Origin of the sequence: Novosphingobium album (ex Hu et al. 2023), from assembly GCF_022832385.1 — a bacterium.
Classification (GTDB): domain Bacteria; phylum Pseudomonadota; class Alphaproteobacteria; order Sphingomonadales; family Sphingomonadaceae; genus Novosphingobium; species Novosphingobium album.
Map to the genome: position 1 here is coordinate 1 of NZ_JALHLE010000004.1, position 12,476 is coordinate 12,476.

15 protein-coding genes are annotated in these 12,476 nt (G+C 63.9%); 8 read left to right on the forward strand and 7 right to left on the reverse strand.

Features of this window, described 5'->3' with window-relative positions:
- On the forward strand, nucleotides 1-439 hold a 439-nt coding region (locus MTR64_RS03185; protein WP_243990708.1), incomplete at its 5' end, for a sigma-70 family RNA polymerase sigma factor.
- Nucleotides 440-675: 236 nt separating this feature from the next.
- On the opposite strand, the gene MTR64_RS03190 is transcribed toward MTR64_RS03185, so the two are convergent.
- Nucleotides 676-1,029: a UrcA family protein gene (locus MTR64_RS03190; protein ID WP_243990711.1), complete on the reverse strand. Its 354-nt coding sequence runs from the start codon at nucleotides 1,027-1,029 to the stop codon at nucleotides 676-678.
- 322 nt (nucleotides 1,030-1,351) lie between these two features.
- Nucleotides 1,352-3,109 (reverse strand): DEAD/DEAH box helicase, encoded by a 1,758-nt coding sequence (locus MTR64_RS03195; protein ID WP_243990713.1) that lies wholly within the window; start codon nucleotides 3,107-3,109, stop codon nucleotides 1,352-1,354.
- 278 nt (nucleotides 3,110-3,387) lie between these two features.
- Here MTR64_RS03195 and MTR64_RS03200 point away from each other — a divergent pair, with 278 nt between their 5' ends.
- The 7 genes from MTR64_RS03200 to MTR64_RS03230 all read left to right on the forward strand — a co-directional run bounded on the left by MTR64_RS03200 (nucleotide 3,388) and on the right by MTR64_RS03230 (nucleotide 7,758).
- A complete protein-coding gene (locus MTR64_RS03200; RefSeq protein WP_243990715.1) occupies nucleotides 3,388-3,825 on the forward strand; it encodes an RpiB/LacA/LacB family sugar-phosphate isomerase in 438 nt (145 codons plus the stop codon).
- A 19-nt stretch (nucleotides 3,826-3,844) separates the two neighbouring features.
- On the forward strand, nucleotides 3,845-5,143 hold the full coding sequence (gene glyA / locus MTR64_RS03205) for a serine hydroxymethyltransferase (RefSeq protein ID WP_243990717.1): 1,299 nt from the start codon (nucleotides 3,845-3,847) through the stop codon (nucleotides 5,141-5,143).
- 1 nt (nucleotide 5,144) lies between these two features.
- Nucleotides 5,145-5,372: a hypothetical protein gene (locus MTR64_RS03210; RefSeq protein WP_243990719.1), complete on the forward strand. Its 228-nt coding sequence runs from the start codon at nucleotides 5,145-5,147 to the stop codon at nucleotides 5,370-5,372.
- A gap of 32 nt (nucleotides 5,373-5,404) precedes the next feature.
- On the forward strand, nucleotides 5,405-5,881 hold the full coding sequence (gene nrdR / locus MTR64_RS03215) for a transcriptional regulator NrdR (protein WP_243990727.1): 477 nt from the start codon (nucleotides 5,405-5,407) through the stop codon (nucleotides 5,879-5,881).
- Nucleotides 5,874-6,617 (forward strand): RNA methyltransferase, encoded by a 744-nt coding sequence (locus MTR64_RS03220; RefSeq protein WP_243990729.1) that lies wholly within the window; start codon nucleotides 5,874-5,876, stop codon nucleotides 6,615-6,617. Before nrdR ends, MTR64_RS03220 begins: the two co-directional genes overlap by 8 nt.
- A gap of 191 nt (nucleotides 6,618-6,808) precedes the next feature.
- Nucleotides 6,809-7,423 carry a 30S ribosomal protein S4 gene (gene rpsD, locus MTR64_RS03225; protein WP_243990732.1) on the forward strand — a complete coding sequence of 205 codons (615 nt, stop codon included), beginning with the start codon at nucleotides 6,809-6,811 and terminating at the stop codon, nucleotides 7,421-7,423.
- A 140-nt stretch (nucleotides 7,424-7,563) separates the two neighbouring features.
- A complete protein-coding gene (locus MTR64_RS03230) occupies nucleotides 7,564-7,758 on the forward strand; it encodes a hypothetical protein (protein WP_243990734.1) in 195 nt (64 codons plus the stop codon).
- A 6-nt stretch (nucleotides 7,759-7,764) separates the two neighbouring features.
- On the opposite strand, the gene MTR64_RS03235 is transcribed toward MTR64_RS03230, so the two are convergent.
- The 5 genes from MTR64_RS03235 to MTR64_RS03255 all read right to left on the reverse strand — a co-directional run bounded on the left by MTR64_RS03235 (nucleotide 7,765) and on the right by MTR64_RS03255 (nucleotide 12,465).
- Nucleotides 7,765-8,400, reverse strand: coding sequence for a ParA family protein (locus tag MTR64_RS03235; RefSeq protein ID WP_243990736.1), 636 nt, complete (start codon nucleotides 8,398-8,400; stop codon nucleotides 7,765-7,767).
- 125 nt (nucleotides 8,401-8,525) lie between these two features.
- Nucleotides 8,526-9,668 carry a tRNA guanosine(34) transglycosylase Tgt gene (tgt, locus tag MTR64_RS03240; protein ID WP_243990738.1) on the reverse strand — a complete coding sequence of 381 codons (1,143 nt, stop codon included), beginning with the start codon at nucleotides 9,666-9,668 and terminating at the stop codon, nucleotides 8,526-8,528.
- A gap of 18 nt (nucleotides 9,669-9,686) precedes the next feature.
- A complete protein-coding gene (locus MTR64_RS03245; RefSeq protein WP_243990739.1) occupies nucleotides 9,687-10,736 on the reverse strand; it encodes a DUF481 domain-containing protein in 1,050 nt (349 codons plus the stop codon).
- 17 nt (nucleotides 10,737-10,753) lie between these two features.
- Complete coding sequence (locus MTR64_RS03250; protein ID WP_243990740.1) at nucleotides 10,754-11,527, reverse strand: ABC transporter permease; 774 nt, start codon at nucleotides 11,525-11,527, stop codon at nucleotides 10,754-10,756.
- Nucleotides 11,524-12,465, reverse strand: coding sequence for an ABC transporter ATP-binding protein (locus MTR64_RS03255; protein WP_243990741.1), 942 nt, complete (start codon nucleotides 12,463-12,465; stop codon nucleotides 11,524-11,526). The genes MTR64_RS03250 and MTR64_RS03255 overlap by 4 nt, the downstream gene beginning before the upstream one ends.
- Nucleotides 12,466-12,476: the final 11 nt, after the last annotated feature.

Below are 12,476 nucleotides of genomic sequence, written 5' to 3' on the forward strand. Positions count from 1 at the left end.
CCAGTTCCTCCACGAGCAGGGCCGCGAGCCCACGCCCGAGGAAATGGCCGAGCGCCTGTCGATGCCGCTCGAAAAGGTCCGCAAGGTGATGAAGATCGCCAAGGAGCCGATCAGCCTCGAAACGCCGATCGGCGACGAGGAAGACAGCCACCTGGGCGATTTCATCGAGGACAAGAACGCGATCATACCGGTCGACGCGGCGATCCAGGCGAACCTCAAGGAAACGGTCACCCGCGTGCTCGCCTCGCTCACGCCGCGTGAGGAACGCGTGCTGCGCATGCGCTTCGGCATCGGCATGAACACCGACCACACGCTGGAGGAAGTCGGCCAGCAGTTCTCGGTAACGCGCGAACGCATCCGCCAGATCGAGGCCAAGGCGCTGAGGAAACTCAAGCACCCAAGCCGGTCAAGGAAGATGCGCTCGTTCCTGGACCAGTAAGAGAAAAGCCCCGCTCCGGCGGGGCTTTTTTCTAGCAGCTGGGCTTAGCGTGTGTTTGCCGGCATTTTATCTTGAAAGCTGCCGGTCCGGTCACACCGGCATTCCGGTCATTCGGTGAACTGCTTGACGTTCCCGAAAGAAGTCAAACGGCTAACCGCCAGCTACGCTCTGCAGTCACTGTCACTCGACCGCACACTCGCAATGGACTGTTCGATCGATTGCCCGGGCCAACGCCATCAATTGGCTCTGACCTTTTGAATCATCTGATTCATCTGAGGACGCGCGCTTGCCCAAGCGGTATCGGTGCAGAGCTTTCTATCGCGCTCCTCCCAATGCGCGGGGCGCGGAGCAGTTGGGCAGATCGTCGAGACCGCCGTGCCGACACGCCGTTCCAATTCCCGCTCGCCCCCAGGCGAGGCGAGATCGATGTCCGTGATATCGACCACTTGCTTGACGAGCTCAAAGCCTCTCGGAACCTTGATCTTGCCGGTGACCATGATGTCCGTCTGTTGGGCGGCTGCCGGAGCCGTCAGGCAGAGAAGGCTTGCGCCTCCGATTATCGGAAGAACGAACTGACGAAGGTTTGTCATGACTAATCCTTTCCCAAACACTGGCGAAGCACGCCCAAGTCTGGATTGCCGGGCTTTCGGCAAGAGGATCATGCCGAAACCGGCAGAGGAATGCTTACTCCCTTAAAGTGAGTCGCACCACCCGGCTGGGTTCGGCGCGGATGCGACATCCACGCAGCCAGGTCCGGTCACCCGACATTCCTCCCCTTCGGCGGCGTCAAGCAGCCCCGGGAAGTTGACACTCCTGCTCCTGGCTCACTTTGTCATTCCCGCGGACGCGGAAATGACAAAGTGGAGGGACACGGATTCCCCCCGGGACACACACCAAGAGAAGCGCCCGCCCTTACTTCCCCCGGTGCGGTTTCTTGGCACCCCATTTCTTCTTGCCGCCTTCGCCATGCGGGCCGGGCTTGCCGCCTTCGTGGCGTGCGCCGCCGCCGTGCTTGCGGAAGGGCTTGGGCGCATAGCTCTGACCGCCCTTGTCCTTGCGGCGGTGGCGAGCCTCGTCGCGCGGCTTGCCGTTGAAGGGATGGATTTCGACTTCATCGTCGGGCTCGGCGGTGCGGCGCACGGCGTCGAGAAAACGGCCTGCCAGCGCGCTCGGCACTTCGAACACGGTCTCGTGCGAGGTGATGCGGATCGCGCCGATCTCGCCGCGGCTGACATGGCCGCGGCGGCACAACAGCGGCAGGATCCAGCGCGGGTCGGCGTTCTGGCTGCGGCCGACGTTGAGACGGAACCACTGCGTGTCCTCGAAGCCCGGACGCGGGCCGCGCGGGGCTGGCGGGGCGTCGCTGGCAATCAGGTCCTCCGGCTCGGGCAGGCGCGCGCGATGCGCGTGCACAAGAGCGGCGGCGATTTCCTGCGGCGTGCGCTCGGCCAGAAGCCGCTCGGCCAGTTCATGATCCTGCTCGACGAATTCAACCGGTGCGAGCAGCGTCGCCATCAGCCTTTCGCTGTCGGACCGGCGGATGTCGTCGATCGTCGGCGGCTTGGTCCATTCGGCTTCGATCCGCGCGCCGCGCAGCATCGATTCCACGCGCTTGCGGCGCGGATACGGCACGATCACCACCGCCGTGCCCTTGCGGCCCGCGCGGCCGGTACGGCCCGAACGGTGCTGGAGCGTTTCGGCGTCGCGCGGGATCTCCACGTGAATGACGAGGCTAAGGCTGGGCAGGTCGATGCCGCGCGCAGCCACGTCAGTCGCCACGCAAACCCGCGCGCGCCGGTCGCGCAGCGCTTGCAGCGCGTGATTGCGCTCGTTCTGGCTGTGCTCGCCCGAGAGCGCGACGGCGGTGAAGCCGCGCTCGACAAGGCTGGCGTGAAGACGGCGCACTGCCTCGCGCGTGGCGCAGAACAGCATCGCAGTATCGGCTTCGTGGAAGCGCAGCAGGTTCACAACCGCATGTTCGATATCGGCCGGGGCAACGGCCATCGCCTGATAGCTGATGTCGCCATGACCGCGCTGTTCGGTGATGGTCGAGATATGCAGGGCATCGCGCTGGTAGCGCCGGGCAAGCGCCGCGATCGGCGCCGGCATCGTGGCCGAGAACAGCAGGGTACGACGCTCGGGCGGGGTTGCGTCGAGGATTTCTTCCAGATCCTCACGGAAACCCATGTCGAGCATCTCGTCGGCCTCGTCGAGCACGACCGCGCGCAGATCCGACAGGTCGAGAGCGCCGCGCTCAAGGTGGTCGCGCAGGCGCCCCGGCGTGCCGACGACGATATGCGCGCCCTGCGAAAGCGTGCGGCGCTCGCGGCTCGGGTCCATGCCGCCGACGCAGGTGGCGATGCGCGCACCCGCCTTGCCGTAGAGCCAGATCAGCTCGCGGCTCACCTGCAGCGCCAGTTCGCGCGTGGGCGCGATTACCAGCGCCAGCGGCGCGATCACGTAGGGCATCGAGGCCGCGCCGCCGAGCAGGTCGCCCGCCATGGCGAGGCCGAACGCAACGGTCTTGCCCGAGCCGGTCTGCGCGGAAACGATCAGGTCGCGGCCTTCGGCCTGCGGTTCAAGGACGGCGGCCTGCACCGGGGTGGGCGCTTCATAGCCGCGCTCGGTCAGGGCTTCGGCAAGAACCGGCGGAAGTTTGGAAAAAGGCATATAACTCGCAAATCAAAACGGGGCCGCCAGTGGTGGCGGCCAAGGGGGACGGACATTTTCAGCCGGAAACATGTTCGCGAAGGGCATGATCGCGCATGCCACTCCGTCAACGCTCTCGCGGGCCTATACATACATTACACGTGTTTGGCTTGCGTTGTTTTTCGCCACCGTTCAGGCGCCCTTCCCGGGTCACTTGTCGCCGGGACTCGCTTTGCGTCAGACTCGCGACTAAGGGGGGCGCAAACGAATCCCCCTAAAAGGACAGGCCCGTCTCGCCCATGCGCATTGCCATCGCATCCGACCACGCCGCCGTCGACCTCAAGGCGACCTTGCGCGAATACCTCATCGGCCTCGGCCACGAAGTCGCCGACCTCGGCCCCGAAACCGCCGACCGCGTCGACTATCCCGACTATGGCTACAAGCTGGCGTCGGTGGTTGCCGACGGCACTGCCCAGTTCGGCGTCGCGCTGTGCGGTTCGGGCATCGGCATCTCGATCGCGGTCAACCGCAATCCGGCGTGCCGCTGCGCACTGGTCTCCGAGCCTCTCTCGGCGGCGCTGGCGCGCGAGCACAACAATGCCAACTGTATCGCCATGGGCGCGCGCCTGACCGGCGAGGATATGGCCAAGGCCTGCCTCGACGCTTTCCTTTCGACCGAATTCGGCGGCGGCCGCCATGCCGGACGCGTCGAAAAGCTCTCCAACCCCGCAATCTGATCCGAAGAGGTCCCAGAACATGACCGTCGAAACCGCCATCCGTTCCCCCGGCTTCTTCACCGATACAATTGCCCAGAGCGACCCCGCCGTCGCGGCCGCCATCGGCCACGAGATGAAGCGCGAGCGCAAGCAGATCGAGCTGATCGCCTCGGAAAACATTGTCTCCAAGGCTGTGCTCGAAGCCCAGGGCTCGGTGCTGACCAACAAGTACGCCGAAGGCTACCCCGGCAAGCGCTACTACCAGGGCTGCGAGCCTTCGGATGAAGTCGAAACGCTTGCGATCGAGCGCGCCAAGCAGCTGTTCGGCTGCGGCTTCGCCAATGTGCAGCCGCACTCGGGCGCGCAGGCCAATGGCGCGGTGCTGCTCGCCACGGTGAAGCCGGGCGACACCATCATGGGCATGAGCCTCGATGCCGGCGGCCATCTTACCCACGGCGCGCGCGCTGCAATGTCGGGCAAGTGGTTCAATGCCGTGCAGTACGGCGTCACCCCCGATACCCACCTGATCGACTATGACCAGGTTCAGGCGCTGGCCACCGAGCACCAGCCCAAGCTGATCATCGCGGGCGGCTCTGCCTATCCGCGCGTGATCGACTTCAAGCGGATGCGCGAAATTGCCGACAGCGTGGGCGCGCTGTTCCAGGTCGACATGGCGCACTTCGCCGGACTCGTCGCCGCCGGACTGCACCCCTCGCCCTTCCCGCACGCGCACATCGCCACCACCACCACGCACAAGACGCTGCGCGGTCCGCGTGGCGGCATGATCCTTACCAATGACGAGGCGCTGGCCAAGAAGATCAACTCGGCGGTGTTCCCCGGCCTGCAGGGCGGCCCGCTGATGCACGTCGTCGCCGCCAAGGCGGTGGCCTTCGGCGAAGCGCTGCGTCCCGAGTTCAAGGACTACGCCGCCAAGGTGATCGAGAACGCCAAGGTGCTCGCCGACACGCTGAAGGAACGCGGCGCCGCGATCGTTTCCGGTGGCACCGACACGCATCTCGCGCTGATCGACCTCTCGCCGCTGGGCGTCACCGGCAAGGATGCCGACGAGGCGCTGGAGCGTGCGGGCATTACCTGCAACAAGAACGGCATCCCGTTCGACCCGCTGCCGCCGATGAAGACCAGCGGCATCCGCGTCGGCTCGCCGGCCGGCACCACCCGCGGCTTCGGCGCGGAAGAGTTCCGCGAAATCGGCAACATGGTCGCCGACGTGCTCGACGGCCTTGCCAAGTGCGGCGAAGCGGGCGACGCTCAGGTGGAACAGAACGTGCGCGCCCGCGTTGAAGCGCTCTGCGACAGGTTCCCCATCTACGAGGACTGACATGACCGACTCCCGCCGCCCCAACGACACTGGTGATTTCGTCCACGACGCCCGCCAGGAACTTGCCGGAATGCTCGCAGATGGCCTCGACCATCCTTCGACCAAGCCGGTGCTCGTCTGGGGGGCGCTGGGCGCAGTGGCAGGGGCCATGCTTCCGTTTGTTTCCGTCGGTCTCGGCCTTGCCGCCGGGGCCGGCTACAAGTTCTACAAGCGCGTGCGGCCTGACTGAACGCGCCACAACTCAAGAGAGTGATTGCCTGAATGCGCTGCCCTTTCTGCGCCAACGACGACACGCAGGTGAAGGATAGCCGCCCCACCGAGGACAATACGGCGATCCGGCGGCGGCGCCAGTGCTCAAGCTGCGGCGCCCGCTTCACCACGTTCGAGCGCATCCAGCTGCGCGAAGTGACCGTGGTGAAAAGCAACGACGACCGCGAACCGTTCGAGCGCTCGAAACTCGAACAATCGGTGACTCTCGCCTGCCGCAAGCGCGGCATCGACCGCGAGAAGATCGACCAGCTGGTCTCGGGCGTGCAGCGCCAGGTGGAAACCAGCGGCGAGGCCGAGATTTCCTCGCTCGCGATCGGCGAGATGGTGATGGAAGGCCTGCGCGTGCTGGATTCCGTAGCCTATATCCGCTTCGCCAGCGTCTATCGTTCGTTCAATGAAGCCAAGGATTTCGAGGAATTCGCCGGAACCGTGCGCGATGTCGCCGGAGGTGATCCGGACAATGTCTGAACGTCCTCCCGTCATCGTCCTCGTGCGCCCCCAACTGGGCGAGAACATCGGCAAGGCGGCCCGCGCCATGCTCAATTTCGGGCTGAGCGAAATGCGCCTCGTCACCCCGCGCGACGGCTGGCCCAATCCCTCTGCCGGGCCTGCTGCCGCAGGCGCCGACGTGGTGCTGGAAAAGGCGCAGGTGTTCGAATCTCTGGCCGAGGCCGTGGCGGACTGCGCCAACGTCTACGCCACCACCGTGCGCAAGCGCGGCGTCACCAAACCGGTCGTCACCCCGGAAGAAGCTGCGCGCGAAATCCACACCGCGAGCCAGACGACAGGAGGCCGCTCGGCCTATGTCTTTGGCCCCGAACGCTCCGGCCTGGAAACCGAGGACGTCGCGCTCGCCCGCGCGATCCTGACGGTGCCGATCAACCCGGAATTCGCCTCGCTTAATCTCGCTCAGGCCGTAATTCTCTGCGCCTATGAGTGGAGCAAGGGGGCCTCGCTGGAGCAACCGACGGTCGAGGACCTGCTCCCCCCTGCCCCGCAGGACGAACTGGAAGGCCTCATCGGCCACTTCGAGCGCCTGCTGGAAGACAAGAACTACTTCTGGCCGGAGACGCGCGCTGCGGCCAACCGGCTGACCCTGCGCAACCTTCTGACGAAGCCCGCCTGGAACCATCTGGAAGTGCGCACCATGCGCGGCGTGCTTTCGGCACTGGAAAAGGCCCGCCGCCCGCGCGATCAGGCTTGACTTTCCGGCGTAGCCCCGTATGGGCCACGCCTTCACATGGCGCCTGCCCTTACAGACAGGTTTGACCATTCGGCCCCGCACCCCGGTGAAGCGGCGGCCGCATCCAGCGAAATACGGCTGGATGGTGCGCCCCGGGAAACTAAGGATCGCTGGCCACCCCGGCCGGGCGACAAGCAGAACGGAGACGACTTATGTCGAAGCGCAAGAGCGCCAAGTACAAACTCGACCGCCGCATGGGCGAGAACATCTGGGGCCGCCCCAAGAGCTCGGTGAACCGCCGCAGCTACGGCCCCGGCCAGCACGGCCAGCGCCGCAAGAGCAAGGTTTCGGACTACGGTCTGCAACTGCGCGCCAAGCAGAAGCTCAAGGGCTACTACGGCGACGTGACCGAGAAGCAGTTCAAGCGCACCTATCAGGAAGCTTCGTCCATGAAGGGCGACACCGGTCAGAACCTGATCGGCCTGCTCGAACAGCGCCTCGACATGGTCGTTTACCGCGCCAAGTTCGCGCCGACCATCTTCGCTGCCCGCCAGATCGTTTCGCACGGCCACATCCGCGTGAACGGCGTGAAGTGCAACATCGCCTCGCGCCGCATCAAGGTTGGTGACGTGATCAGCCTGGGCGAAAAGGCCAAGGAAATGGCGCTCGTCATCGAAGCCCAGAGCCTGCCCGAGCGCGAAGTTCCCGACTACGTCGCTCAGGACGGCACCGACAAGGTGAGCTTCGTTCGCGTCCCGACGCTCGACGAAGTGCCCTACCCGGTGAAGATGGAACCGAATCTGGTCGTCGAGTTCTACTCGCGCTGATTTCGGATCCCTTACGGAATTCAGGAAAGGGCGGTCCTTCGGGGCCGCCCTTTTCGTTTGACGGCACGTGTGAAACTTTTCGTACGATTATTGACACTTGTCAGGGAACTGACGCGGTTATCGGCCATTGAGCCCACACCATGAAAAACTATCGTTTCGTCACGCCCAGACGCACCGGCAAATGGTATCCCGATCTGCTGACAGCACAGCGCCACGCAAGCGAGATCGGCGCCGGATACCTCGACAAACGCACCGGCCAGTTCGTGGCCTATGTGGGTACAGTGCTGGAAACCATTATTAGAAACACAGCACGCAAAGATCCTGCGACGGCCTGAACCCGCTCAGGAGACCGGCGCCAGTTCCAGCTTCGCACTGACCCAGTCCCACAGCGCGTCGGCCTCCCCCGCAGCCTTGCCTTCCGGTTCGACCTCGGACGCAACTTCGCCTGACGCTGACGCGCGGTGGAACGCTGCCCGCTCGCCGAAATGCACCGGGCAAACCTCAAGGCCATGGCCCGAGACCAGGTCCGCTGTTTCGGCGAGGAGCCTCGTGGCACGGGCAGGTACTGCGTTCAGCAGCACAAAGGCTGGTTTGCGCGCATATCTCACGAGTTCCGACGTGGCTTCCAGTGCGTGAAGATCGAATGCACGGGCGCGCGTGGGGATGAGGATAAGGTCGGCGGCCCGCGCCGCCTCACGCGAGGCGAGATCACTTTGCGGCGGCGTATCGATCACGAGGATTTCCGACCCGCCGCGCGTGGCCTTCAGGATCGTGCTGACAAGCCGCACCGGCGGGCACGTGATCACTTCCGGCAGGTAATCGCCGCGCCAATCCCCCCACGCGGCAGCCGTCGCCTGCGGATCCATGTCGATGACGCAGCTTTTGCGGCCATCGTACGTCGCGCAAGTAGCGAGGTGCAGAGCAAGGGTGGTCTTCCCGGAACCGCCCTTCTGGCTCACAATCGCAATCGTCGGCATCAGCAGCCTGCCTCCGGTTTCTGGCGGAACCGCGCTGAGTCGTCCGCTATGGCGTTCATGCAGGGAGGTTCTTCGCAATTGCAGCAAAAGTCCAGCCGCGCGGCGCGAATTGACTCTGCCGCCAGTCAGCCCATCCGCAGGTAGTCCTGCCGGAAATCCGATGCGAACGCGGCAAAGCGCCCTTCTGCGATCGCGTCTCGCATTCCCTGCATAAGCTGTTGGTAGAACGAGACATTGTGCTCGGTCAGCAGCATCGCCCCCAAAATTTCGCCCGAGCGGATCAGGTGGTGGATATAGGCGCGCGAATAAGTGCCGCAGGTCGGGCAAGTGCAGCGCTCGTCGATCGGGCCTGTATCCTCGGCATGGCGGGCATTGCGCATGTTGAGCGGACCGTTCCAGGTAAAGGCCTGTCCGTTGCGGCCCGAGCGCGTGGGCAGCACGCAGTCGAACATGTCGACGCCTCGTTCTACAGCGCCAACGAGATCGTCAGGCTTGCCAACGCCCATCAGGTAGCGCGGACGGTCGGCGGGCAACTGGCCCGGCGCAAAGTCGAGCGTGGTGAACATCGCCTCCTGCCCCTCACCCACGGCCAGACCGCCGATCGCATAGCCGTCGAAGCCAATGTCGATCAGAGCATCGGCTGAAGTCTTCCGCAGGCCTTCATCCAGCGCGCCCTGCTGAATGCCGAACAGTGCCGAATTGGCCTCGTGCTCACCACCGCTGTCGAACCCCTCACGGCTGCGTTTTGCCCAGCGCATCGACATTTCCATGGAGCGGGCAATCACGTCGCGCGGCTGATCGATCTTGGGACATTCGTCGAAGCACATGACGATATCCGAGCCTAGCAGGCGCTGGATTTCCATCGACCGTTCAGGCGTCAGGTGATGACGCGATCCATCAATGTGGCTGGCGAAGGTAACCCCTTCCTCCGTAATCTTGCGCAGATCTGACAGACTCATGACCTGATAGCCGCCGCTGTCGGTGAGGATCGGGCGATCCCAGTTCATGAACTTGTGCAGCCCCCCAAGCCGCGCGACGCGCTCCGCTCCGGGTCGAAGCATCAGGTGGTAGGTATTGCCGAGGATGATGTCTGCGCCACTAGCGCGCACGTCCTGCGGCTTCATGGCCTTAACCGTGGCGGCGGTGCCCACCGGCATGAAGGCCGGCGTGCGGATCTCGCCGCGACGCATACGGATCAGGCCGGTACGCGCCTTGCCGTCAGTGGCGTGGATCTGGAATTCGAAACGGGGATTCTGCTGGGACGTCATCCCCGCCCGTTAGAGAAATCAGAAGCCGTAGACCAGCGAGAAGCGCGAGATCGTGTCCGTCGGCAGGGTTCCCGCCGCGGGCGAGGTCTCATGCTTGATCGAATAGGACAGCTTGGCCTTGAGGCCCCGGGCCATCCCGGCTTCAAGTCCGGTCAGCGAGGTGAAGGTGCTGTCGTCCGATCCAATGTAACTCGTCGCGTTCTGCGTCAGCTTGAGCGTACCGTTGACCCTCCAGTCGAAATCGAGGGTGGTGAGCGCGGACCATGTCGTTTCGTTCGGGTCCGCAACGTAGTTCGTGCGACGAAGCGCCGGTCCGGCTTCCACGGACAAGTTCATGTCATCGCTCTTGATCACCCGGTAGCCGAAGCCTCCAGAGGCCGAATAGCGGTCGCTGAACCCTTGTATCTCGTCTTTCTCATACTGGAGACGGCCATAGGTGAACACGCCGTCGTGCAACGTGTAGCGCGGTTGATAGCTCGCCCCGTACTGCTCGCGCGTGACCGTGCCGGTATCCTTCTGGTAGTCGGCATTGAGCTGGATCGTGTGCTGCCAGTCGATCCCCTTGCGGTCGAGTTTCACAGCACCCGTATACCCGAAATTACTGGTGTTCCCTGTCGAACGGAAAGCGCCCAGCTCGATCTGGCCTTTCCACAGTTCCAGCACGCCGGATCGGCGGATACGCTCGCGGTCCGCCTCGGCACGCCGCTCAATCAGCAGCTTGTGCCGGTTGACGTAAGCCTCGTTCATTGCGTCAATCTCGTCCTTGTCGAACGGATTGGTCTGACGCGCGAATTTCACCAACGCTGCGACCGCCTCGGTATCCTCGGTCTTCATCGCCGCTTCGAGAAGCTTGCGGACAGGCTTGGCAAGACGCGGCGGGTCAGCGTCGATGAACGGCACCGGATCGACGAAAGGCGGCACCTCCACCCGCAAGGGCCCGGCCGGAAGCACCTCTTCAAGGGCTGTATCGTCGGCGGCGCTGTCATCCGGAAGCAGCACCTGAGCGACGGCCGGGTGGGCGACGACAAGAAAGGGCAGGATGGCGAGGACGGGGGGAGACTTCGTCATGCCGGGTTGTTATCGCGTCATGTGCGCAAACGCCACCCGGTCTTGAAGATCCAGGCGATGAACGTCACGCAAATTGCGAGGAAAAACAACGTCAGGCCCAGCGAGACCCCGATCGACACATCCGAACTGCCATAGAACGTCCAGCGCAGGCCGTTGACCAGATAAACTACCGGATTGCCCATCGCCACCGAACGCCAGGGCTCGGGCAGAACCTGGATCGAATAGAATGTGCCCCCCAGAAATGTCAGCGGCATCAGGATCAGCATAGGCACGATCGAAAGCTTCTCGAAACTGTCCGCCCATATTCCGAGAATGAATCCAAAGAGCGAGAAACTGGCCGAGACCAGGAGGATATAGCCGAATGCGTAGAACGGATGGGCTATAGTGTAGTCGACGAAGAAGCTGGCCGTACCAAGAATGATAGCGGCGAGAATCAGCGACTTTGTCGCCGCCGCCCCCACGAAACCGGCCAGCGTCTCCGCCACGCCGACCGGCGCCGACAGCAGTTCGTAGATCGCGCCGGTGAAGCGCGGCATGTAGATACCGAAGCTGGCGTTGGACGTGCTTTCGCCCAGCAAGGTCAGCAGCAACAGGCCCGGCACGATGAAGGCGCCATAGTTCACACCCCCCATGCCGCCCTGCATCTGCCCGCCGATGGCTGCACCGAAGACCACGAAATAGAGCGTCGTGGTCAGCACCGGCGCAAGGATCGACTGCATGGCCGTACGAAAGGCTCGCATGAGTTCCTGCTTGTAGATGGTCCAGGCGCTGCGTGCGTTGAACAGGCTCATGCGGCGCCTCCTTCCAGCAGGTCGACGAAGATGTCCTCAAGGCTCGATTCGTGGATGTCGATGGCGGTGTAGTCGATACCCGCGCGGGTAAGCGCCTTGGTCAGTTCGGCAACTTCGGCCGATCCGCCGAGATCGCCTTCTCCGCCACCGCCACGGTAACATAGCACGGTGCTCTCCTCCGTCAGCGAAACGGGGAACGCGCCAAGCGCCTCCGGAATTTCATCCAGCGGCTGCGCCAGCGTGATCAGCGCCTCGGTCCGGCCGAGACGCTCCATCATAGCCTGCTTGTCATCGACCATCAGGATATCACCCTTGTTGATGATGCCCACACGGTCGGCCATCTCCTCGGCTTCCTCGAGATAGTGGGTCGTCAGGATGATCGTGGTGCCACGCTCGCGCAGCAGCGCGATCTGACGCCACATGTCGCGCCGCAGTTCGACGTCGACGCCCGCCGTGGGCTCATCAAGGAAGAGCAGTTCGGGTTCATGAGCCAAGGCCTTGGCAATCAGCACACGCCGTTTCATGCCGCCGGACAGCGTGCGGATCTGCGCGTCGCGCTTGTCCCAAAGGCTCAGAGCCCGGAGGATTTCCTCGACCCTGGCCGGGTCCGGCGGCAGCCCGAACAGTCCCCGTGAATGATTGACGGCCCGCTCAACGCGCTCGAACATGTCGGTCGCGAGTTCCTGCGGGACAAGGCCGACACGGGCACGCAGGCGCCTCCAATGCTTACCCATGTCCTCACCAAACGCGTGGATCGTGCCCGAAGTCGGCCGCACCAGCCCGCACACGGCGCCGATGAGCGTCGTCTTGCCGGCGCCATTGGGTCCGAGCAGCGCGAAGATCTCGCCCTTGTTGATCGAAAGGTCCACGCCCTTGAGCGCGGTGAAGCCGCCTGCATACGTCTTGGTCAGGCCGCTGATTTGGAGAATGGTTTGCATAGCCCATAGAT